Annotated in this window: 17 protein-coding genes and 1 pseudogene; 8 read left to right on the top strand and 10 right to left on the bottom strand. The window is 70.2% G+C overall.

The window, feature by feature from the left end:
* Positions 1 to 79: 79 nt before the first annotated feature.
* On the top strand, positions 80 to 1,261 hold the full coding sequence (locus CAP_RS35505; protein WP_044249110.1) for an FAD-dependent oxidoreductase: 1,182 nt from the start codon (positions 80 to 82) through the stop codon (positions 1,259 to 1,261).
* A gap of 80 nt (positions 1,262 to 1,341) precedes the next feature.
* Here the strand turns inward: CAP_RS35505 and CAP_RS35510 are convergent, their stop codons facing one another.
* Both CAP_RS35510 and CAP_RS55900 read right to left on the bottom strand, forming a co-directional pair.
* Positions 1,342 to 1,965, bottom strand: coding sequence for a hypothetical protein (locus tag CAP_RS35510; protein ID WP_044249111.1), 624 nt, complete (start codon positions 1,963 to 1,965; stop codon positions 1,342 to 1,344).
* Positions 1,966 to 2,192: 227 nt separating this feature from the next.
* Positions 2,193 to 2,285: pseudogene (locus CAP_RS55900) on the bottom strand (SDR family oxidoreductase); the annotation flags it as partial.
* Between the two features lie 111 nt (positions 2,286 to 2,396).
* Between CAP_RS55900 and CAP_RS35515 the strand changes: the two are divergent.
* Both CAP_RS35515 and CAP_RS35520 read left to right on the top strand, forming a co-directional pair.
* Complete coding sequence (locus tag CAP_RS35515; RefSeq protein ID WP_044249113.1) at positions 2,397 to 3,290, top strand: LysR family transcriptional regulator; 894 nt, start codon at positions 2,397 to 2,399, stop codon at positions 3,288 to 3,290.
* A gap of 128 nt (positions 3,291 to 3,418) precedes the next feature.
* Positions 3,419 to 5,476 carry a hypothetical protein gene (locus CAP_RS35520; RefSeq protein WP_044249114.1) on the top strand — a complete coding sequence of 686 codons (2,058 nt, stop codon included), beginning with the start codon at positions 3,419 to 3,421 and terminating at the stop codon, positions 5,474 to 5,476.
* Positions 5,477 to 5,506: 30 nt separating this feature from the next.
* Here CAP_RS35520 and CAP_RS46260 read toward each other — a convergent pair whose 3' ends face one another.
* Positions 5,507 to 6,460, bottom strand: a complete 954-nt coding sequence (locus CAP_RS46260) for a polysaccharide deacetylase family protein (RefSeq protein WP_052376568.1) — start codon at positions 6,458 to 6,460, stop codon at positions 5,507 to 5,509.
* Between the two features lie 291 nt (positions 6,461 to 6,751).
* On the opposite strand from CAP_RS46260, the gene CAP_RS35535 reads away from it, so the two are divergent.
* Entirely contained in the window at positions 6,752 to 8,113 is a 1,362-nt protein-coding gene (locus CAP_RS35535; RefSeq protein ID WP_044249118.1) for an STAS domain-containing protein, read from the top strand.
* Here the strand turns inward: CAP_RS35535 and CAP_RS35540 are convergent.
* Positions 8,107 to 9,513: a porin gene (locus CAP_RS35540; RefSeq protein WP_044249120.1), complete on the bottom strand. Its 1,407-nt coding sequence runs from the start codon at positions 9,511 to 9,513 to the stop codon at positions 8,107 to 8,109. The two genes, CAP_RS35535 and CAP_RS35540, sit on opposite strands and share 7 nt — an antisense overlap.
* A gap of 381 nt (positions 9,514 to 9,894) precedes the next feature.
* Here CAP_RS35540 and CAP_RS35545 point away from each other — a divergent pair, with 381 nt between their 5' ends.
* On the top strand, positions 9,895 to 10,167 hold the full coding sequence (locus CAP_RS35545) for a PAAR domain-containing protein (RefSeq protein ID WP_044249121.1): 273 nt from the start codon (positions 9,895 to 9,897) through the stop codon (positions 10,165 to 10,167).
* Positions 10,168 to 10,243: 76 nt separating this feature from the next.
* Here the strand turns inward: CAP_RS35545 and CAP_RS35550 are convergent, their stop codons facing one another.
* The 3 genes from CAP_RS35550 to CAP_RS46265 form a co-directional block, all read right to left on the bottom strand.
* Positions 10,244 to 11,146, bottom strand: coding sequence for a polysaccharide deacetylase family protein (locus CAP_RS35550; protein ID WP_044249122.1), 903 nt, complete (start codon positions 11,144 to 11,146; stop codon positions 10,244 to 10,246).
* 165 nt (positions 11,147 to 11,311) lie between these two features.
* Positions 11,312 to 12,178 carry a GNAT family N-acetyltransferase gene (locus CAP_RS35555; RefSeq protein ID WP_044249123.1) on the bottom strand — a complete coding sequence of 289 codons (867 nt, stop codon included), beginning with the start codon at positions 12,176 to 12,178 and terminating at the stop codon, positions 11,312 to 11,314.
* 29 nt (positions 12,179 to 12,207) lie between these two features.
* The gene (locus tag CAP_RS46265; RefSeq protein ID WP_052376569.1) at positions 12,208 to 13,146 is read right to left on the bottom strand and encodes an extensin-like domain-containing protein; all 939 of its coding nucleotides are present in this window, start codon (positions 13,144 to 13,146) and stop codon (positions 12,208 to 12,210) included.
* 149 nt (positions 13,147 to 13,295) lie between these two features.
* Here CAP_RS46265 and CAP_RS35565 point away from each other — a divergent pair, with 149 nt between their 5' ends.
* The gene (locus CAP_RS35565) at positions 13,296 to 14,174 is read left to right on the top strand and encodes an aldo-keto reductase family protein (RefSeq protein WP_052376570.1); all 879 of its coding nucleotides are present in this window, start codon (positions 13,296 to 13,298) and stop codon (positions 14,172 to 14,174) included.
* Positions 14,175 to 14,216: 42 nt separating this feature from the next.
* Entirely contained in the window at positions 14,217 to 16,265 is a 2,049-nt protein-coding gene (locus CAP_RS35570) for a hypothetical protein (protein ID WP_044249124.1), read from the top strand.
* 57 nt (positions 16,266 to 16,322) lie between these two features.
* Here CAP_RS35570 and CAP_RS35575 read toward each other — a convergent pair whose 3' ends face one another.
* Positions 16,323 to 18,338 carry an OPT family oligopeptide transporter gene (locus CAP_RS35575; RefSeq protein ID WP_044249125.1) on the bottom strand — a complete coding sequence of 672 codons (2,016 nt, stop codon included), beginning with the start codon at positions 18,336 to 18,338 and terminating at the stop codon, positions 16,323 to 16,325.
* A gap of 26 nt (positions 18,339 to 18,364) precedes the next feature.
* A complete protein-coding gene (locus CAP_RS51365; protein WP_156041441.1) occupies positions 18,365 to 19,066 on the bottom strand; it encodes a DUF8685 domain-containing protein in 702 nt (233 codons plus the stop codon).
* Between the two features lie 168 nt (positions 19,067 to 19,234).
* Here CAP_RS51365 and CAP_RS35585 point away from each other — a divergent pair, with 168 nt between their 5' ends.
* The gene (locus CAP_RS35585; protein ID WP_156041442.1) at positions 19,235 to 20,140 is read left to right on the top strand and encodes an SLATT domain-containing protein; all 906 of its coding nucleotides are present in this window, start codon (positions 19,235 to 19,237) and stop codon (positions 20,138 to 20,140) included.
* A gap of 41 nt (positions 20,141 to 20,181) precedes the next feature.
* On the opposite strand, the gene CAP_RS54420 is transcribed toward CAP_RS35585, so the two are convergent.
* Positions 20,182 to 20,907 (bottom strand): SPW repeat domain-containing protein, encoded by a 726-nt coding sequence (locus CAP_RS54420; RefSeq protein ID WP_231511890.1) that lies wholly within the window; start codon positions 20,905 to 20,907, stop codon positions 20,182 to 20,184.
* Between the last annotated feature and the right edge of the window lie 89 nt (positions 20,908 to 20,996).

Consider the following 20,996-nt stretch of genomic DNA (forward strand, 5'->3'; position numbering starts at 1 on the left):
CAGATTGACCTCTGGAACGCCGTTCCAGAGACCCGATGGCGGCGTCGCCGAGAGGTCTCCACCTCGAAAAGGAAGCACGATGACTCCCATCACCATCATTGGCGCTGGCCTCGGCGGGCTGACGCTCGCTCGCGTGCTGCACGTCCACGGCATTGCCGCCACCGTCTACGAGGCCGAGGCGTCTGCGGATGCGCGCACGCAGGGCGGCATGCTGGACATCCATGCCTACAACGGACAGCTCGCGCTGAAGGCGGCGGGACTGTTCGACGAATTCCGCCGGATCATCCATGAAGGCGGCGAGGCTACGCGGGTGCTCGACCCGCACGGCACGGTCCTTCTCGACCAGCCCGACGACGGCAGCGGCGGTCGCCCCGAGGTGCATCGCGGCGATTTGCGGCGCATCCTGCTCGACGCGCTTCCTCGCGGCACCGTCCATTGGGGGCGCAAGGTCACGGCCATCCACCCGCTCGGCGACGGGCAGCACGAGCTGACGTTCGCGGACGGGTCGGCCGTGACCACGCGCCTCGTGGTCGGTGCGGACGGCGCCTGGTCGAGGATCCGGCCGCTGGTGTCCGACGTGAAGCCCGCGTACGTCGGCACCTCGTACATCGAGACGTACCTGCTCGACGCCGATGCGCGCCACCCGGCCAGCGCAAAGGTCGTCGGAGGCGGGGCCATGCTCGCGCTCGCGCCAGGTAAGGGCATCATCGCCCACCGCGAGACCAACGGCGTCCTGCACACCTACGTCGCGCTCACCAAGCCGAAGGAGTGGATCGCGGGCATCGATTTCGCCAAGCCAACGGCGGCGAAGGCGCGAGTCGCGGCGGAGTTCGACGGCTGGGCACCAGAGCTCACCGCGCTGATCACCGACGGCGAGACAGACCTCATCCCCCGAACGCTCCATGCGCTCCCGACCGGACATCGGTGGAAGCGTGTGCCCGGTGTGACTCTTCTCGGCGACGCCGCGCATCTGATGCCGCCCGACGGGGAGGGCGCCAACTTCGCGATGTACGACGGCGCCGAACTCGGCAAGGCCATGGCCGCGCACCGAGGCGACCTCGAAGCCGCGCTCGCGGAGTACGAGGAAGCCATGTTCATCCGGAGCGCGAAGGCCGCCGCCGAGGCCGCGAAAACCCACGCGCTCTGCTTCGACGACGACAACGCGCCGCACGGGCTGATCGACTTCTTGACCGGCGGCTCGGCACCGCCCTCGTCTGCGCCGCCTCGGCTGTGCGGCACGCGTGGACGACCGGCAGCTTGACAGCAAGCCCCGCTCGCCCTCCAGGGTAGCGGAGACGCGTGCGGGTGAGCGGTGGTCGGCGTGTGGTGAGGAGAGCCCGATTACTCGGGGAGGACCGAGATGCTCAGGAAGAGCACCTGCCCTTGGCCCTGGTTGTCCACCCGGATGGGGAGGACGTCCTTTGCCTTCAAGGCGGCGATCACGTCGTCGTAGTTGAGGTCCACGACGCCGATGGAGTCGTGCTCCGAGAAGTCCTCATCGAGGATAGTAGTGCGGATGCGCATGTCCGGTGTCACCCGCACCCCGGACCATCCCTTGGCATAGCCATACTCCGGGCTGCCGGGCCACACGGGCGCGAAGGTGTCCTCGTCGTTGTTGCCCATGGAACACAGCTCGATGGCCGATACCCAGGCGCCGTCCTGCCAGACCTCGGCCCAGGCATAGGGATCCGGAGGTGCGTAGGCGCTGTTCGCCAGGCCCGCCAGGAAATCGAACGCGGTCACGTAGGGCGAGGCCCCGGCGAGGGCTTCCGCGAGCTGCTGAACATCCTCCAGGGAGGCGCTGTCCAGCCCGTCCCACATCGTCTTGTCGGCCATCCAGGGCTGGACCAGGGCGTCGAGGATCTCGACGGTCACGCGCTCCGGAGGCACGAATGGCTCCTCGCCGGGCTTCGTGGGGGTCTCCTCTTCCTCTTCTCCGGAGGAGGTCGGGGGATCGTCGTGCAAACTACGAAGCCTACCCGGGGTTAGGCGCGGCTGTCACGAATCGTGCTGGGGAGCGGGGAGCGGCGAGCGGCGGGCGGCGGGCGGCGAGGGACGACGAGGGACGACGAGGGACGGCACCTCAGTCGTCGACGTCGGTCGCGAGGGCGATCTCCTTCTGGGCGTTGAGGTCGGCCAGCCTGCTCACCAGGGCGGCGCGGACCGAGGCGTAGGCCGTGCTGCCCATCGTGAGCCGCCACGCGATCGCCGCGGTCGAGGAGCTTCTCGGTCAGGCTTCGGCCGAAGCCGGAGGAGGTGCCCGTGATGAACCAGGTCCTGGACATGGGAGGAGCCTTTCGAGGAGCGCCGGAGCGGCGCATCTCGGAGAACATAGGCGCCTCGATTCCTGAGACTATCCCGTGGATCCGGCATGACCTCGTGAAAGGTACCCACGAATGGCCAGACCTTCGCTCGCGGACCTGACGGCGTTCGCGGCCATCGTCACGCACCGCAGCTTCCGCAAGGCCGCAGACGGGCTTGGGCTATCTCCCTCGACGCTCAGCCACATGATGCGGACGCTGGAGCGGAACATGGGCGTGCGCCTGCTGCACCGCACCACCCGGAGCGTCTCGACCACCGAGGCCGGGGAACGCCTGGTGGCCCACCTCCAGCCCGTGCTCCGCGACCTCGACCGCGCGCTCGAAGAGGTCAACGCCTTCCGCGCGCGCCCGAGCGGCACGCTGCGCATCAACGCCAGCGAGGGGGCAGCGCAGATCCTGCTCAGGACCGTGGTCCCCACCTTCCTCGATCGGTATCCCGAGATGGCGCTCGACCTGGTCACGGAAGGCAAGCTGGTCGACATCGTCGAGGGTGGCTTCGACGCGGGGATCAGGCTGGGCGAGGCGCTGCCGAAGGACATGATCGCCGTGCGTCTCCGCGAGGAGATGCGCTTCCTCGCGGTCGCGTCACCGGCCTACCTCGCGAAGCACGGGACGCCGCAGACCCCCGACGATCTCCAGCACCACGCCTGCATCCGCATGCGCATGCCGAGCGGCAAGCTCTATCGCTGGGAGTTCGAGAAGCACGGCCAGGAGCTGAGCGTGGAGGTTCCCGGTCCCCTCACCCTCGACCACACCGAGCTGATGGCCGAGTGCGCCGTCGACGGGCTGGGCATCGCCTTCGTGCCGGATCCGACCGCGCAGCCGCATCTCGACGCCGGCAAGCTGGTCACCGTGCTGAGCGACTGGTGCCCGCCCATTCCGGGCCTGTTTCTCTACTACCCGGCGGGGCGCCACGTGCCCGCGGGGCTGCGGGCGTTCATCGACGTGCTGAAAGAAGTGGTGCGCTGAGCGAGGCTCAGGACGCCAGCACGAGGACCCGCGGCTGGCTCGGGACGAGCATCGTTGTCACGTCCGGATGCGGGGAAACGGCCGCGGCGAAGATTGAAGCCTGCGGCACAGCACCATAGACTTCGCATGTGCAGCTTGAAGACTGGACAGAGCTGATCAAGAACGTGCTGGGGCCGTCGGCCTTCAAGACGGTCGGCGCGCTCGCACTGCGCGCTCTCTATCAGCGTGAGGTCATCGTCACCGACGGTACCGACGACGGCGGGGCCGATGCCTGGATCAAGATCTCCGAGACGCCAACTGGACGCATCCCGGTACAGTTCCATTCGGGACGCTCGGTCAAGTGGCACGCCAAGCTGCTCGAGGACGTGAACAAGCGCGCGGTGCAGGACGCCCCCGCGCGCCGCTTGTTCTTCATGTGCGCCCAGACACCGACCGAGGATGCTGTACGCCAGCAGAAGGTGGATCTTGAGGTCTCCCATGGCATCCTCGTGGAGATCATCGATGCGCGCGCGATCGCGACGGTGGCCCTTCGGGATCCCGCCGTCTTCGCTTCGCTCCGGGCTCACCTCCCTGAGTCCCCTGCCGCTGGAGCAGACAACCCTCCGAGCGTCGCCGATGAGGCGCAGCTGGCGTTCGTGTTCTTCCACGACGAGAGCGGCTCCTTCCGCAAAGAGGTCGCCCGGAGTGTGCTCGCGGTGAGCCTCGTCCATGCACGCGAACCCGCGGACAAGGAGGAGGTGCTCGACCGAGCGCTCGCCAGGCTCGGAGGCGAGAAGCACCTGCGGGGTTTGTTGCGTCAGGAACTCACGGCGCTCGTCACCAGCGGCGACGCGATCCAGGAGGAGGGACGCGTGCGGCCGAGCGCTGACCTCGTGCGGCGCGTTCAAGGCGAGTGGGACGCGGGTGCGCTGGCGAAGGAGCGGCTACGGGAGGATTGCGTGGCGGCGCTCGAAAAGCGGGTGCAACCCCCAGAGCGTCGCCAGGAAGCCGTCGACGCAATCTTCGACGACTTGGGCTTCCTGCTTCGCCGGAGCGTCGCTGAACGCCTCCCTGGAGACCAGCGCAATGCCGCCGTGCGCTTCAACGCGGCGGAGCGCCGACTCGCGGAAATGCTCAAGCCGAAAGGCGGGACCGCGCGCGATGCCCTTCGCGCGATCATCGACGTCGCCAGCCGCTCTGTCTATGGCCGCGCGCTTGCGTCTGCCGAGCTGTTCGTGCAGATGACGAGGCGAGAGCTCGGTGAGCTCGCGAGAGCGCTCACAGGACGCGATCGCATCGAAGTGATGCTGGACACCTCCGTGGCGATGCCGATGCTTTGCGCGAAGCTCGATCGCATGGCCGAGGGGTGGGTGACGTCCGAGGTCGCGCTCGAACTCCACACGCTGCTCGTTGAACGGGGGGTCAAGATCGTCGTGCCGCACCTCTACCTGGAGGAGATGGCAGCCCACCTCATCGCGGCCGCACGCGACTATGCGACGCTCGCGGGCGAACCGGGGCTCGCCCGTTCCGAGAACTTCTTCGTGGCCCATTACCACGCCGTGGCCGAGGCCCGGCAAGAGGCGGCGACACCAGCAGGTTTCGAGGAGTTTCTGCACGATCTCGGCTTGCCCGACGGCTGGGAACGCAATGACGACTTCCAGATGACGCTCCGCAAGATCGAACGGGCGCTGACCACGCTCCTCCGGCAGTACCAGATCGAGATCAACCGGGTGACGTTCACCGACGGCGCTGCCCTGAAAGAGGAGCCCGCGCGACCGCAGATCGTGCTCGATCACGATCGACGTGTCGCGGCGTGGCTCGATGATCGGGCGCGTTCCTCCTCGGAAGGCCTCGTTCTGTGCTCGCAAGATCGCTGGCTCCTCTCGGCGGTTTCCGAGCGTGAATGGCTTGCCGTCGATCCGGCCGCGCTGGTCGATCTCCTGCCGATGACCCGTCCCCTCGGCGCGGTCGCACCTCTGATTTCGCTGCGTGAGCTCGCCGCCCGGATGAACGATGCCTCCGCGGAGCGGGCAGCGAGGGTCTGGGACATGCTCGCGGGTATCGAAGGCCCACGGCTCGCCGACCGCGAGCTCTTGAGACAGGCGCGCGCCTTCAAGGACGCCTGGCTCACCCGTGAGCGCTCCGCTGAGCGCCCGGTCGCGGCGGAGTGGGCGCGATTCAAGGAGCGGCTCCGGCTTGACGATTGAGCTGAACTCACCTCGCGATCACCTCGCGCCTCACCTGGGGATGTCGATGGGCTGCCCGAGGCACTCCTGGAGGGAGATGGTCGTGTAGCCCTGGTCGCGCAGGTAATCGATCACCTGCGGCACCATCTTGATCGAGGCCTCGGACTCCTCCGAGTCGTGCTGGATGTGGATGAAGGGGCCCTGGCTCTTTGCGAGCGTCTTCTGCACGAGCGCCAGGATCTGGGGCGGGTCGAAGTCCTTCTTCCGGTCGGAGCTGGCGAAGCGCCAGTCGTCGGTGTTCAGGTTCCAGAGGATGACCTGGTAGCCGTACTCCTTCAGGATCGCGAGGGAGCGGTCGTCGGTGTCGCCGAAGGGGGGCCGCAGGCACTTGGGGCGGCGGCCGGTGATGTCGGCGATGAGGTCCTCGGCCTTGGTGATGTCGGCGCGGATCGTCGCCTCCGTGACGTGAGGCCCGACCAGGCCGCTGTGCGAGAAGGTGTGGCTACAGACGGCGTGTCCTGCCTCCGCGATGCGCTTCACGCGGGCGCGGTAGTCCTCGTACTTGGGGAAATCCCGGGCGAGCTTCTTGGCCTTGAGAAAGAAGGCGGCAGGCGCTTTCTTCTCCTTGAGGATGGCGAGGAGGCTGTCGGTGTAGGGGCTCGGCCCGTCGTCGAAGCTCAGGGCCACGACCTTGCCCTGGCGCGCGGGGCAGGTCTTGATGCGGACGCCGGTCCCCGACGCGGGAGGCGGGGTGGTGATCTTCTCCGGAGCGGCGCTCGCGTAAGCGACGGCTCCTCCGGCCGTGGGGCTGCGCTGGGCGGGAGCGCGCTCGCCCGCGGTGGCGTCCTCGGTGGAGCAGCCGCTCGCGGCGCCGAGGAGGCCAGCAGCAGAGGTCGCGAGAGCAGCGGTCAGCGCCGCCTTGCGCCAGAAGGGGAAGCGCCAGAAGGGGGAGGAGGTGGCGCGCGACGGAGCGCGGGTGGTGGGCTTGCTGGATGCGGTGGGCACGGTGGGGGGTTCGTGCAGCCGGCGGGGGTAGCGTCAAGGGCGCGAGGACACGGCCTCTCGTGAATGCGATGTGTCATCGGGGGCACGCCCAGAAAGCACTTCAGGGAACGCAGGACGGGAGGTCAGGCGCCGGGGGAGGTGGGCTCCGTCGCAGCGCAGGAAGCGTCCGGTCGTGCAGCGTTTTCATCCGGACACATCTCGCCGCGAGCACGGACGATCGTATGTCCAGAAGAGCCCGCCCCCGCCGTGCGTGCCTTGGTATAGCTGCACCGGGGGGGGCGGAGCAGGATCGTGCCGCCTTCGGATCACTTCTCGCTTCAGCACCTCGCTGAGGGTGCAGGGCTCGCCTTGCACCGCGAGACGTCGTCCGCCGTGGTTCCAGCAAACCGCGACCCTGTCGAGGGGAGAGGCGCCGCGCAACCCCGCCACCCGTACGCTGCCGCGGTCCTTGTGCGCCTCGGCCGCGGCGACGGCCTGGACGAGATCGACGCGGAAGCTGCGCAGGCCATCGCCTTGCCGGAGCAGCTCCGCGAGCCGGGAGGGCTCCCGTTCCTGGCGATGACGCGGCAGTTCGTCGCCCGCCTGCGGCGCAGGATGCCCGGCCCGGACACCCTGAGCGGCGCGGGGTTCGACGAGGAGGCGTTCAGGGCCACCGTGGAGGGACCGGGCCGGGCCTTCACGCGCGCCTGCACCCTGGCGATGAAGGCGATGCTCGCGTGGCTCCAGGGCGACGCTGCACGCGCACTCGCAGCGGCGCTCGCGGCGGAGGAATGGATGCGCCAGATGCGCCAGATGCGTCAGATGCACCAGCGACCCGAGAGCGAGGACAGCATCGTGGCACCCAAGGTCGCGTTCTATGCGCACCTCGCGCGGGCTGCGCTCTGCCCGGAGGCAGAGGCCGAAGCGCGGGCCGAGCACCTGGCGGCGATGGAGGCGATCGAGGTCCGCTTCGCAGGCTGGGCGGCAGGCTGCGCCGAACGCTTCGAGCCCCGGCGGCTCCTCCTCGACGCGGAGAGGGCGCGGCTGCTCGGCGATCACGAAGCCGCGCTCGACGGGTACGATCAGGCCATCGCCGCGGCGGAGCGCGGGAGGTTCACGCAGGTCGAGGCGATCGCGTGCGAGCGCGCGGCGACCTACCACCTGGGGCGAGGGCGGGCGCGGCTGGGGCGCGCCTACCTCGGGGAGGCCTGCGCGGGGTTCAGGCGCTGGGGGGCGCCGGCGCTGGCGGAGGCGATCGAAGCGCGGCATCCGGGGGTGGACGCGCAGGCGCACCTCGAAGCGCTGTCGACGCCGTTCCTTCCCATCACGGACGAGGTGGCGGTGATGCCGCTCGTCGGAGCCGTGGACGTGGCGCGGTCCAGGCAGATGATGGACGCGGCGCTCGCCGGGGTGCACCAGAGCGGCGCGCGGGTGGTGATCGTCGACGTCACCGGCGCCACGGGAGACCCCACGGGCTTCGCGCCTTTCCTGCACCGGACGGTGCTCGCGGTGCGCCTGCTCGGGGCGGAGGTGGTGATCACGGGGCTCGGCCCGAGATCGTCGCGCTCGCTGCTGGATCTCGGGGTGGACCTGGACGCGCTGGCCTCGCAGGGGACCCTGCAGAAGGCGGTCACCTACGCCATGCGCCGCGTGGGAAAGCGGCTCGGTCAGTAGTTGAACTGGACCTGGAGGCGCAAGAGCCTGCCGCTCTCCTGCTGGTACGGCGGCTCCGGGAAGGTGCGCTCGGCGAAGGCGTACGCGGCGGTCAGCTCCAGGGCCTTGAAGGTGCGCCACTCCACGCCAAGCTCGACCTCGTTCACCTTGTAGCGCGGGGCGTCGGTCTCGAACTTGCGGGCGCCCCGGTAGAGCGAGACGCGGGCGTAGGGCGTGAAGTCGTGGATGCGCGCGGAGACGAGGGCGTAGCCGCCGTGCAGCGAGCGCTCCTCGATGCGGCTCCCGACCAGCTCGGGGCCGCGGCCGATGGTGTATTCGAGCTGCAGGCCGATGGGGCGCGGATAGAGGACGAGGGAGCCGATGGCGCGGACGTCACGCATGCTGCCGTCGACCGTCACCTCGTCGCTGGTGCTGACGTCGTACAGGCCGTGGTAGGCGGCGACGCCGGCTTCGAGGATCTGGCCGCCGATCTCGAAGGGATAGGTGACGCGGGCGATGACGTGAGGCGTGGCGTTCTTTTCGAGCTTGTTGGCGCCCTGGCCATTGAAGGCCCCCAGGGCGACCACGCCGTAATCGCCGGAGCCCTTCATCTCGGCATTGGCGAGGTCCCGGTACAGGGCGCGGATCCGGGCCGGCGCGTAATAGAAGAAGACGCCGAGCTCGCGCTCGTCCTTGAAGGTGCCGTTCGTGGCGTCGGCGCGGTCGAAGGGCGCCCGGTTCGAGCTGGACTGCATGTTCTCGAAGCCGAAGGGGACCTTCGACTGGCCGACGCGGAAGCGGAACTCCTTGGCTTCGTCGAGGGTGACGTCCGCATACCAGTCGCGCAGCGTGGGGACGTGGAGCTGGTCGCCGACGATGGTGGCGAAGTCGGGCTGCAGGTAGATGAAGAGGTGATCGTGGACGTCGCCCTGGAGGATGAGGCGGGCCCGGCGGATGAGGAAGCCTCCGTCACCGCCGATGGACCGGTCGCCCTGGATGTTGCGCAGGTTCTCGTTGGTCTCGCCGATCTGGTTGTAGCGGACCTGGGTGTAGCCGCGGAGCTGGATGCGCTCGAACCAGCCCTTGAGGGAGCTCTGCACGGCGGAGAAGGTGCTCGGCTTGTCCTTCGGCGCAGGCGACGCGGCGGGCGACGCGGCGGGCGGCGCTCCGGCATTTGCTCCGGCGTTCGCGCCAGGCGCCACGTCGGGCGCGGAGTTCGCCGCGGGGAGGCCGAGCGTCACCGGCGCAGGCGCGTCTGGGGCCGGCGCAGGCGTCGGCGGGGGGGCGGTGCTCGTTGCAGGCGCCGAGGCGGAAGGGGTGACGCTCGCGCCAGCGGGCTGCGCGAGTGCGGTGCGGGAGAGGAGGGCACAGGACAGCGCCGCGGCGATGCCCATGCGTCGTGACCATGCGGAGGTGTGCATCGGGGAGGGCCAGCGCGGTTCTCCGTCACCAGCTCGTGCCAGGACTAAGCCGCGATCATGGCGTCTCCGTGACGGCTCACGCTCAGATGCGTTTCCCGGGAGTCATGAAGAAGTGTGTGTGGCGTCCTCGTGACGAGCCTCGCTCGAACGTGTTGCCAGAGGCCTCTCCACAGCGCCTGTGTGACGGCGCCGTGACGGGCGTCGCTCGGGCGTGTTGCCAGCCGCGGCGTCCACGCGCGCTCCCACCGACGACGCGCCCGGCGAGCGCGGGGCTCACGCCGCGACCTCCTCGCGCTCCCCGTCCTCCTCGCGCTCCTCCCCGAAGAACGGGTCTTCGTAACCTAGGGAGGATCCGTGAAACCTGGCGCACGGCTGACGGACATGCACACCTGCCCTGCCCAGACGCCAGGGAGCCCCCCCGTGCCGCGCGTGGGCGGCGCGGTGCAGGGTCCAGGAGAGCCGACGGTGCTCCTCGAAGATCTGCCCGCCGCCGTGCAGGGCGACACCTGCGTCTGCGTCGGACCGCCCGACACCATCGCCGCCGGCTCGGGCACGGTGCTCTTCCACGACAAGCCGGCAGCAAGGCAGGGTGACCCCACGGCGCACGGCGGGGTGGTGGTCGCGGGCGCGCCGACGGTGCTCGTCGGCGACTGAGCGCCCATCCCCGCAGGGTGCACCTCCTTGCGGCCGCCGCGAGCCGCGGCGTCACTGCCCGTCCCGGGTCGGCAGATCAGTCGGCCGCGACGTCGATGGGCTCCCCGAGGCACTCGGAGAGCGAGATCAGCGTGTACCCCTGCGCGCGGATCGCGTCGATGACCTGAGGCACCGCGTCCACCGAGGGCTCCGAGTCCTCCGCGTCGTGCTGGATGTGGATCAGCGGATCGGCCCCCTGCTGCAGGGTCTTCGTCACCAGATCCAGCATCTTGGGGATGCTCAGATCGTTCGGGTACTCGATGCTCGCGTACTTCCAGTCATCCGTGTTGAGGCTCCACATGATCACCCGGTAGTCGAGGTCCTCCAGGATGGAGAGCACCGCCGGGTTGTGGTCCCCGTAGGGAGGGCGCATGCACCGCGTGCGGCGACCGGTGACGTCCGCGATCAGGTCCTCCGCGTCGAGCATGTCGGCCCTGACCGCGGCCTCGGAGGGGCCGACCAGGCCGCTGTGCGAGAAGGTGTGGTTGCAGATCTCGTGGCCGGCGGCCGCGATGCGCGCCACGCGGGCGCGGTGCTCCGCATGTCCGGTGAAGTTGTCCGCGAGCTTCTTGCCCTTGAGGAAGAACGCGGCAGGCGCTGCCTTGTCCGCCAGGTACCCGAGCAGGCGGTCCGTGAAGGGGCTCGGTCCGTCGTCGAAGGTGAGCGCGACGAATTTCCCCGTCTTCGCCGGACATTTCTTGATGGGGATGCCCGGGCCGACGAGGCTCCCTGGCGTCTGCACAGCCTCGTTCCCCGGCTCCTCCCCCGCCCCTGGCTCCTCCCCCACCGCTGTTCCTTCGCCTCCCGCAGTGACCGTGGCCTCCACGCCAGGGTATCCCGGCTCCACCTCTCCCGACCGTTCCCACGGGTCGTCGGGCGCGGCACAGCCGCAGGCAAGCCACAGAGACAGCGCCATCCCCACCTTCATGGTGCTTCGCATGGTGTTCCTGGAGTTGGATGCGCGGCGACGTGCCGCGCGTCATGCAATCCGTGAGGCCAGCGCGGCAACCGTCAAGCCACGCGCGCTCCCGCGGTGACTTCCGGGCATCACGCGCACATCACCCGGCCGTCACGCGCACGCGAGCGCGCTCTCTCGCTGTCCCTGCTATTCTTTGGTGTCGGCGTCGGCGTCGGCGCCGGCGGGCTTCGGACAGGCAATGCAGGATGTCCCGACCTGACGAAAGCCGAGGCGACCATAGATACGCGCAATGTCCTCGCTGCCCGCCGACAGAATCACCAGCCCGACGCCGTCGGCGAGGGCCCACCGCGCGAGCGCCGCAGTCACGGCCGCCCCCAGCCCGCGCCGCCTCGCTGCGGGCAGGGTCGCCACGCCGACGATCTCCGCGACATCGCCCGCGCGCTGGTAAGCCCCCCCGGCGAGCACGCCGTCGGGCCCCTCGCCGGCGAGGGCGTAGGCTGCCCGTCCCTCGCGGACCCGCGCGCGCATCGCCTCTGCGTCCGGAATGGGCGCATACGCCGCGTCGCGTGCCGCAGGACCCTCTTGCCCGGTGGCGGTCCCGCCCGTGGAGAACCCGACCGTGGCCACCGCGCGGAAGAGGCCCAGGCCGACCGCGAAATCCGGGCTGTCCGGGTGGAGCACGCGCACCTGCTCCTCGTCCGGACCGGACGCCGCAGGGAGCCGCGCCGGATCGAGGACCATGAGCGGGACGCGCTGGACCGAGAGGTCCGCCGCCTCGGCCACCGCGAGCAGCCCAGGGCAGATCTCGTGCATCCACTCCAGCGCCTCCGGGACGCCGAGCGCACGCTGGCGCGCCCGCACCGCCTCGACGTCCGCGACCGTGGGCACCTCCGTCGCGCCCAGCGTGGGGCGCCCGTAGAGAGGGATGGAGCTGGAGTTCTGGACGAAGAGGGTCAGCGGCCCGTACGGCTCGACGCGCCCCTGGTCCCGCGGCACGGCGTCGAGGAACCGCTCAATGCGGTGGAGCAAAGCTGCATCCGGGTGTTCGTTCATCGCGCCAAGGTAGCCCGAGTCGCCCCTCGCTACTGCCACCAACGCGTCCCCTGGTCGAGGTGCAGGTGGTCGCGGTGGCTCGCGTCGAAGTCGGGCCCCAGCACCCGGCGGATCGCCCCTTCGCCCCGCAGGCGCCGCACCACGTCGCGCAGGAACCGCGTCGGCTCGGTCTTCGGCTCCTCCCCGGACTGGTAGTCGCGCATCACGCTCGCCGACCGACCCCGCTTCGGCTCGAACCGCGCGATGTCGACGGCGTTCCCGAACGAGTGCTCGCTGATGCCCCCGCTCCTCCCGGCCAGCCGCCCCACCACCGGCCGGCACGCATAGCTGCCCAGCGTGACCACGCGCGACAGCTCCGCCCCGAGGTGCTCCTTCGCCTCCTCCTGCAGGATGCGCTCGACCTCCGGGAGCCGCAGCGCAAACGAGCAATCCACCTGGATGGGCGGACTGTAGGTGATGCCCGTGGGCCCCCGCGTGAGCAGCACCCCGTGGGGCACCCCGCAGCCGTTGCGGTTCGGCTTGGTGACGTCCGGCAGGACCCTGAACTTCGCCCCCGTCGCCTTGAGCGCCTCGCGGCAGGTCTCCCCCGCCGCCGTGGAGATGTAGGCCCACTGCCGCGCCGGGCGCGTCTCGCGGTCGAACATGCGCGAGAGCGGGTTCCCGGTCTGCCCCGCAGCCCCCGCTTCCCCCGGGCCCACGGGCGCACCCGCCGCGCCTGCCGCGCCTGAAGCGCCTGAAGCACCTGACGCAGCGAGCGGATCCGACACGCTCGCTGCGGGCGGCGCGAGCAGTCGGAGTGGCGCTGGCAGCTCGACCCCTGCCGTGCTCGCCGCCGGCGCCGGCGGCGCCGCCAGAGCACCCGGGCTCGTCACGCCGCGGGTGTTCCCCTCCTCGGCGGAAGCGCGGTGCAGCGAACAACCGCCCGAGAGAGCGACCGCCATCGCGGCGGGGAGGAGCGCGAGACGCATGTCTCCTTGCTGTAACGCCTCCATCCTGGCGCGCAACCCGACCCGGGAGCGTCGCGTCCCTCCCACGCGTCCATGCGCCCGTCTCTCCGTGCTCTCCCGCCCCTGGACCTCGTCCGAGCACCATGGCACGGAGGGCGCGGAGGAACTGCATGACCTGCTCCTGGACCCCCGTGCGCCTCGGCCGCACGGATCTCACGGTGTGCCCGCTCGGAATCGCTGCGGCCTACGGCCTCTCGGGCCGCGACGTGGAGCGCGCCCACGAGCGCGGCGTGAACCTCATCTACTGGGGCTCGTCCCGCACCAGGGACTTCGGTCAGGCCGTCAAGCGCATCGGCGACCGCGACCGCGCCTCCATGACCCTGGTCATCCAGACCTACGCCCGCAGCGCCTCCGGCGTCGGCAAGTCGCTGGACAAAGCGCTCCGCGCCCTCTCCCTGGATCACACCGACGTCCTCCTGCTCGGGTGGTGGAACCTCCCGCCCCAGGAGCACATCCTCGACGCCGCCGCCGAGCAAGTGCGCCTCGGCCGCGCGCGCTCCGTGATGGTCTCGTGCCACCACCGCCCCACCTTCAAGAAGCTCGCCGCCGACCCCCGCGTCGACCACCTGATGCTGCGCTACAACGCCGCCCACCCGGGCGCCGACCGTGATGTCTTCCCCCACCTGCCCGACCCGCGCCCCGGCATCGTCGCCTACACCGCCACCTCCTGGGGCCAGCTCCTCGACCGCGCCAACGTGCCCGTGGGCGAGGAAATCCCGACCGGCTCGGACTGCTACCGCTTCGTGCTCTCCAACCCGAACATCGACGCCTGCTACACCGCCCCGAAGAACGGCGACCAGCTCGACGAGGCGCTGCGCGCGCTCGACCGCGGCCCTCTGAGCGAGGACGAACTCGCGTGGATGCGCCGCATCGGCGTCGTCGCCCGCGACAGGGCGCAGCTCCAGGCGCGCGGCATCGGCATCGCCGACCGCCTCGTGAACCTGGTGTCAGGCTTCGGCTTCCGCTCCACCTCCCAGTTGCCGGGCTGAGATGGCCGGGAACTTCGCGCCTCGCGGGGTTACTCTCTCCGGGTGCGCCGCCCGCTGGCCCTCGCCGCTGCTGCCTCGCTGATCCTCCACACGATCGGCCTCGCCGGCGTGAGACCACACGCAGCCAGCACGCAGGCGCTCGCCGAGCCGGACGCGCGCTCCGGGGAGGCTTCCCTCCTGGCCACCACCGGCCTCGCCCACGCAGCCCAGAGCCGCGCCGCAGGCGCAGCGCGCGTGGCGCACGCCCAGGAAGCCCGCGCGGCCCTGCTCACCGAGACGCGCGCCGAACTCCGCGGCGGCCGCCTGGCCTTGGGCCGCTTTCTGCTGCGCGCCAGCGCGATCGAGGCCGAAGCGCTCGGGCAACCCCTCGACATGGCCGACGCCGAAGCGCGCTACGCGTCACGGCTCACCGCGATGCGCGAAGCCTTGCAGCGCCTCCCCCTGCGCGAGGCGGCCGCGGAGGTGTTCGAGGACCTGCGCTACTACGGCCAGCCCGGAGGCCTGGTGGCCGAAGCCCTCCTCGAAGGCGGCGGCTCCTGCGAGCAGATCGCGCAGCTCGTGGCCGCCACCGCCCACGACGCCGGGCAGCGCCAGGCCATCGCCCTGCGCTTCTACGGCGGCCTCATGGCCGATGGCGCCGCGCACATCGCCCCCGTCGCCCTCGACGACGACGGAGAGCACGACCTGACGAGCGGCAAGGCCGCCGCCCCGGGTGGCGTGCGGTTCTCCCCGGAAGACCTCGTCGAGGCCTACGCCCGTGCCCACGGGCTCGCCAGCAGCCCCGCCGCTGCCCCTCGCGCCGCGCTCGCCCAGGGCTTCTCCGGCGCTCCCGGCACGGCCGCCCCCGGAGCGCTTCTCCCGCCAGCCGCAGCCAGCACGCAAAGCCTCGGAACACAGAGCCTCGGCTCGACCCCCACGACGCCCCGCCCCCGCGCCTCGGCGGACAGCGCGCGACCCACCCTCTTCGCCGGCATGCCCCCGAACCAGGACCGCTACCCGGGCGCCCTCCCCCTCTACGCCTCCCGCGCCGTGGCCCCGCCCGGCGGCAGCGACGACGAGGACCCGATGCTCGGCAACCAGGGCAGGACGTGCGCCTACGTCGTGCGCATGGCCGCGCTCATCCCGGTCGCCGTCGACGTCGCGACCGGCTCTGGATGGCTCGTCGGCGAGCCGCGGCGACAGCCGACGCCGAGGCACCTGGAGCGCATGGCAAGTGTCCTCTCCGAAGCCGAGATCCTCAGCCACGGCGAGGACCTCGCCGACCGGCTCATGGCTTACGCCTGCCTCGCGGCGCTCGGCGCCTCGACCGGCGTCGACATGGCCCTCGCCGGAGAGCGGCGCCTCTCCACCGCGGCCCTCGCGCGCGCGGAGGCCGCCCGCGAAGCAGGCCGCGAGGCGCTCGCACAGGTGCGCTGGGACAGCGACGCAGGCGCCCAGCTCCGACAGCGCCTCGCCCTGGAGTACGGCGGCCGCACCTGGTTGCTCCTCTTCCTCGACGGCGGCCGGGAGGTGGTCCTCGACCTCGTGGACCACGGCCGGCGCGACGACTGGGGCCAGGTGAGCGCCCTCGCGGCCCTCGTCCTCTGGCCTCTCACCCGCCCCGAGGGCCTCGCCCACGTCGACCGCCTCTCCCCGCGCGACCAGCTCGACGTGATGCACGAGATCTTCCACGCCCACGACCACCTGCGCCCCTGGCCCCCCAACGTGGAGCTCTCCGCCCCTCCCGAGATGGCGAGCGATGCCCCAGGCACCACGTTCCTGCGCGCCTACCGGGTGTTCCGCAGCGCCGCCTTCCGCCTCTGGGAAGCCCAGGGCTCCATCGCCGAGATGCTCGACGCCCTCCCGCGCGCCACCCGCGACGCCGGCCTCGACGCCGGCTGGGAAGCCGCGCTCATCGACTACACCGGCCGCAACGCGATGGGCCTCCACACCCTGCGCCCGACCGGCATGGAGGTGGTGCGGAGCGTGAAGCAAGCCGTGCTGCGGAGCGGTCACCCCTCCCTTGACACGCTCCGCCGCCAGCTCGACTACATCGAGGCCCAGCGCGCGCTCACCGCCTCCACCCTCGCCGACGCCTCACGGCTCCCGTAGCCCGCGCCTGGCCCGCACTCCGCTCCATCACCCCCACCAGCGCCTGCTGCCGCTCCCCTACGGCCCTCCGCCGAGCACCTTCCGGAACGCCTCGCCGACGCTCTGGAGCTGCGCCACGTCCGGTAGCACCAGCACCCCCAGCACCGCGAGCGAGATGCCCATCAGCGCGCCCCCCGCGATCACCCCCGCGCAGATGGTCTCGGTGTTCTCCGCGCCGAGCACGTACCAGGGCTTCGGCCCGGGCAGGAGCGGCAACGCCGGCTCGCCAGGGACTGTCGGGGGCTCCTCGTTGCCTTTGTGCCACTTCACCGCGCGGTTCTGCAGGAGCCAGAACCCGAGAGAGCCCAGGAACATCGCCCAGATGTCCGAGAAGTTGAGCAGGAACGCGAGCCCCATCGCCGCGGCCGAGAGCGAGAAGCGCCCCTTCGTCGCGTGCTTCACCGCCTCGATGACGATGCCGAGGACCGCCCCCACCACGACCGCGATCTTGGCCGTGGGGTGCAGGAAGGAGAGGCCTTTCATCAGGATCTCCGCGGCCGCACGCCAGGTGACAGCCCCCGGGACGGGCATGGCCTCGGTCCCGTAGAGGCTGATGTCGCCGCGAATGAGGACGAAGTACCAGACCGGCAGCGAGAGGGTGAGGCCCGCGACTCCCCCGAGGACGTGCCCCACGGCCTGGTGGCGCGGCTTGGCGCCGAGCATGTAGCCCGGCTTGATGTCCATGAGCAGGTTGGAGGCGTTGTTGGCGACCTCCGCGGTGATCGAGGCGCTCATCACGTTGGTGGTGATGTTGCCCGGCGCCAGCAAGCCGTACGTGAGCTGGGTCAGCTTCCCCAGCGCTCCCGTCGGGGTGATCGCCGTCAGGCCCGTGGAGTTGACGGCGATGAGCGCGAAGATGAAGACCATCGGCACCGCGATCGCGCCGAGCCAGTACGAGATGCCGAACCAGGCGTGGCCGATCACGACCAGGACCAGCGAGACGATGGGGACGCCGATCACCGACACCTTGATGGGCAGCTCGATGTGCTCCAGGACGTCCCGCTTGACGACCCCCTTGCCGAAGAAGCCGCGGAAAGCATCGACGATGATCTTGGGGCGCGAGAAGAAGGAGTACAGCGAGGAGGTGGTCATGCACGCCACCCCGCCCCAGAGGGCCCAGAGCGAGATCTGGCGCAAGCCGTAGCCGCCACCCTCGTACGGGACGATGATCCCGTTCGCGATCAGGAGCGGCGCCAGGATGAAGTAATTGAGGATGCCCCCGAGGAGGAGCGAGACGCCGACGCCGATCCCCATCAGCCCCCCCGTGGCGATGAAGATGATGCTGGTGTCCCAGCGAATGGTCAGCTCATTGAGCGGGACGCCGCGCAAGGTGGGCGCGATCCCCCACTTCCTGAGCACGTCGTCGTAGCCCGCCGGGATGCCCTCCGCGCCGAAGAAGTAGCGCATCACCTTGCCGTCGCGGAGCAGCTCGATGAAGGCGCTGAGCAGCGCTCCACCCACGAGAAGCTTGGCCTTGAACAGCCCCTCCTTCTCGTCGCTCTCGTGCAGCGCATCCATGACCACCCCCGCGGCCATGCCCTCCGGGAACGGGAGCTGCTCGTCATTGATGAACCGCTTCTTCAGCGGGAACGCGAAGAGGATCCCGAGGAGGCCGAGGCAGAGGAGCCACACCACCGCCTGGTACATGGGGACCACGGTCATGGTGACCATGGAGTACGCCGCGAAGCTGCTGAAGAGCGGCGCGTTCACGTACCCTGCCGCCGTCGCAATCGACTGCATGGCATTGTTTTCGAGAATGGTCATGTCCCGCCCGAGGCCGAGGCGCGAGAGGACCCTGAAGAGCGCAAACGCCAGGATGACGCTGGTGATGCCGACCCCGAGCGACCACCCGGTCCTCATTCCCAGGTACAGGTTCGTCAGCGAGAGGAAGCTGCCCAGCACCATACCTGTGATGGCCGAACGCCAGGTGAGCTGGGGCATGTCCCCGCGGTAGACGTTCTTCAGCCACCATGCGTCCTTCTCTTCGAGGGACATGGTCTGGATCTGCTCGGGCGTGAGCTGCTTCAGTGCCACGTCGGCGTCCTCCCTCCGGGGCCGGGTTACTCGTCGTCTTTGCCGGCGGCGCCCGAGAAGCCGTCTTCCTTGCGGGCGAAGAGGACGTTGAAGGTGGTGAGCGTCCCGTAACACCCGGTGATGTACGCCTGGAGCTGCACCTTCTCGGCGTCGCTGAGCTTGTCGTGCGCGTTGAGGCGCTGCTCGAGGACCCGGAGCTTGTCGCGGATCATCACGATCTTGTGGAAGAAGACGTCGAGCGGGACCTTCTTCTCCGCCGTGCCTTCCTTGCCGGGGCGCAGCACCACCTCGCCCCCCTCCCAGCGCTTGCCCATCTCGGCCGAGGCGCCGAAACCCAGCTCGTCCGAGAGGACCTCTCGCAGAACGCGGCGAAACTCGTCGATGTCCATGTCGATGTCGATCTCCGTGGGTAGGACCGATCGCGGCGCGGGCGCGGTGGTGGAGGTGGTGGAGGTGGCAGGCGCGGAGGAGGCGCCGGTCGCGGAAGCCACGCGGCGCACGACGGGCGCTGGAGCCGAGGCCCCCCTGCCCCTCGGCTCTCCTGCCGCGCGGGCCCGCGGAGGCGGGGCAGGCGCGCCGCGAGGTCGGTAACGCGGACAGGTCGCGGTCGCCTTGAGCGGCGGCGGGAAGACCTCGAGGGCGCACGCGCCGACCTTCCCGAGGGTGGGATGCTCGTGGACGCGGGTGAAGGCCCCGCAAGTGCCGCACCTTCCGGCCAGATCAGTCACGCCCGGCGACTCTAGCACCCGGAGCCTGGAAGCCGACAGCCCCGAGCCAGCGCCAACACGACCCCAGCTCCGCCCTCGGTCCTCGGCGCGACGTCCTGGAAGGCAACGGGGGTAGCGACCAACGGGAGCGTAGGGGCCGACAGGCCCCTGCATTAGGGTACGCAGTACATGGTGAGGCCCCGACCTGCGCGAGACCTGATGGAGACGGCGCTCGACGATCTGCCCTGGGGGGAGCGCGATCTCGCCCCGTCGCTGGGCAAGGTCTACCTCCACGTGCAGGCGAAGACCCTGGAGACCATCGCCTGGTACATGGCGCGCAAGAACGTCCGGGCGGTCCTCTCGCAGGTGCTCAGGTTCCTGGCCATCCTCTTCGTCACCCTGGGAGGGCTCATCCCCCTGATCCGCGTCGCCGATCTGAACGCCGAGTGGATCAGCCCCGAGATGGGGCAGCTCGGGTATGTCGGGTTCGCGCTCGCTGCCGGGTGCGTCGCGATCGATCGCTTCTTCGGCCTGTCCACGGCGTGGATGCGCTACATCGGCAGCGCCTTCGCGCTCCAGCGCGCGCTCGCCGAGTTCCAGATCGACTGGGCGCTGCTCCAGGTGAAGCTCGGTGGAAAGCCGCCGACGCGCCTCCAGGCCGAGCAGATGCTCCTGCGCCTGAAGGAGATGCGCACCAGCGTGCTCCAGGTGGTCGAGAAGGAGACGCAAGGGTGGGTGGCGGAGTTCCAGAGCAGCCTGGCCGAGCTTTACAGGGTCTCCCGCTCCCAGACCGACGCCACGAGCCCTGGCGTCATCGAGCTGGTGGTCTCCAACGGGCTGGACGTCGACGGCGAGATCTCCGTGCACGTGGACGGCAGCTTGCGCGAGCGCTTCCGCGGCACGCGCACCCAGATCCCCGGGGTGGCCGTGGGTCACCACGTGGTGATGATCCGGGGCGAGCTACGCGGCGTGTGGGTGGAGACCATGGGCACGACCATGGTGCCTCCAGGCTCCGTCGGTACCCTGACCATGACGCTGGCGGTCCCCCCCGCCGAACCCGCGACCAGCGCTCCTGCCGACGCTGAGACGTGCTGAGACGCGCTGAGACGCGCTGAGACGCGCTGAGATGCCTCGCTTCAGCGCCAGCCGGGGCGGCCCACGCCGGTGGCGGCGCGGTAGTCGGTGAAGAACGCGCTGATCACGTTCACCGCGCCCACTGCGATGTGCAGCGCTGCCGTGAGCGGGTCCTTGCGGTGGTAGCCGAGCACGAAGGGCGCCGCGATGGCGCTCGCGCCCCAGGCGATGTCGATGACCTGGTGGGTCTCGATGGGGATCGCCTTCTTGAGGCTCAAGCGGTAGTCGGTCATCGCCGAGACCCCGATGGCCGAGGCTCCCAGCACGGCCGACGCCACCTTCGCCTCGGTGCTGCGCGCGAGGACGATGCCTGAGGCGGCCTTGAGGCCCGAGGTGTAGTCCATCACCGAGTGGAGGTCCTGCGGGATCACCCGCGCGACCGGCAGCACCCCGAAGAGGGGCCGCGAGGCGATCTCGCGCGACGAGAAACGGGAGATGCGGCCTTCGAGCCGGTGCACGTTGCGCACGAGCGCCTTCACCTGATCGGTCAGCGGCATCCCGGAGTGCCTCAGGAGCGCCCGGATGTCTGCCAGCTCCTCGGAGAGATCGATGGGCCCGACGTGCTCGCGATCGGGGCCGCCGAGGCGGCTCTCGACGAACTTCAGCCGGTCTTCGAGCGCGCGCAGCGCTTGCGCCAGCTCGTCGTGGTGCATGCTGCGCGTGTCCTGCATCAGCCCGTACGTCGTGGAGATGGCCTCGCGTACGTCCTTTTGAACCTGCTGATCCATGGGGTCTTTTCCTTTCCTCTGTCCGGCCAGGTTCCCGCCCGGACCGTCAGGATGCTGTCACTGACCCGACCACTTTCAGGGTGTCGTGC

This window comes from Chondromyces apiculatus DSM 436 (genome assembly GCF_000601485.1).
Taxonomy (GTDB): domain Bacteria; phylum Myxococcota_A; class Polyangia; order Polyangiales; family Polyangiaceae; genus Chondromyces; species Chondromyces apiculatus.

Bases quoted from the DNA above. Each gene is read 5' to 3' on its own strand.
- CAP_RS35550 (WP_044249122.1), bottom strand. From the start codon at position 11,146: ATGCGAAGCACCATGAAGGTGGGGATGGCGCTGTCTCTGTGGCTTGCC.
- CAP_RS35515 (WP_044249113.1), top strand. From the start codon at position 2,397: ATGGCCAGACCTTCGCTCGCGGACCTGACGGCGTTCGCGGCCATCGTC.
- CAP_RS35540 (WP_044249120.1), bottom strand. From the start codon at position 9,513: ATGCACACCTCCGCATGGTCACGACGCATGGGCATCGCCGCGGCGCTG.
- CAP_RS35565 (WP_052376570.1), top strand. From the start codon at position 13,296: ATGACCTGCTCCTGGACCCCCGTGCGCCTCGGCCGCACGGATCTCACG.
- CAP_RS35545 (WP_044249121.1), top strand. From the start codon at position 9,895: ATGCACACCTGCCCTGCCCAGACGCCAGGGAGCCCCCCCGTGCCGCGC.
- CAP_RS54420 (WP_231511890.1), bottom strand. From the start codon at position 20,907: ATGGATCAGCAGGTTCAAAAGGACGTACGCGAGGCCATCTCCACGACG.
- CAP_RS46265 (WP_052376569.1), bottom strand. From the start codon at position 13,146: ATGCGTCTCGCGCTCCTCCCCGCCGCGATGGCGGTCGCTCTCTCGGGC.
- CAP_RS35585 (WP_156041442.1), top strand. From the start codon at position 19,235: ATGGTGAGGCCCCGACCTGCGCGAGACCTGATGGAGACGGCGCTCGAC.
- CAP_RS35505 (WP_044249110.1), top strand. From the start codon at position 80: ATGACTCCCATCACCATCATTGGCGCTGGCCTCGGCGGGCTGACGCTC.
- CAP_RS35555 (WP_044249123.1), bottom strand. From the start codon at position 12,178: ATGAACGAACACCCGGATGCAGCTTTGCTCCACCGCATTGAGCGGTTC.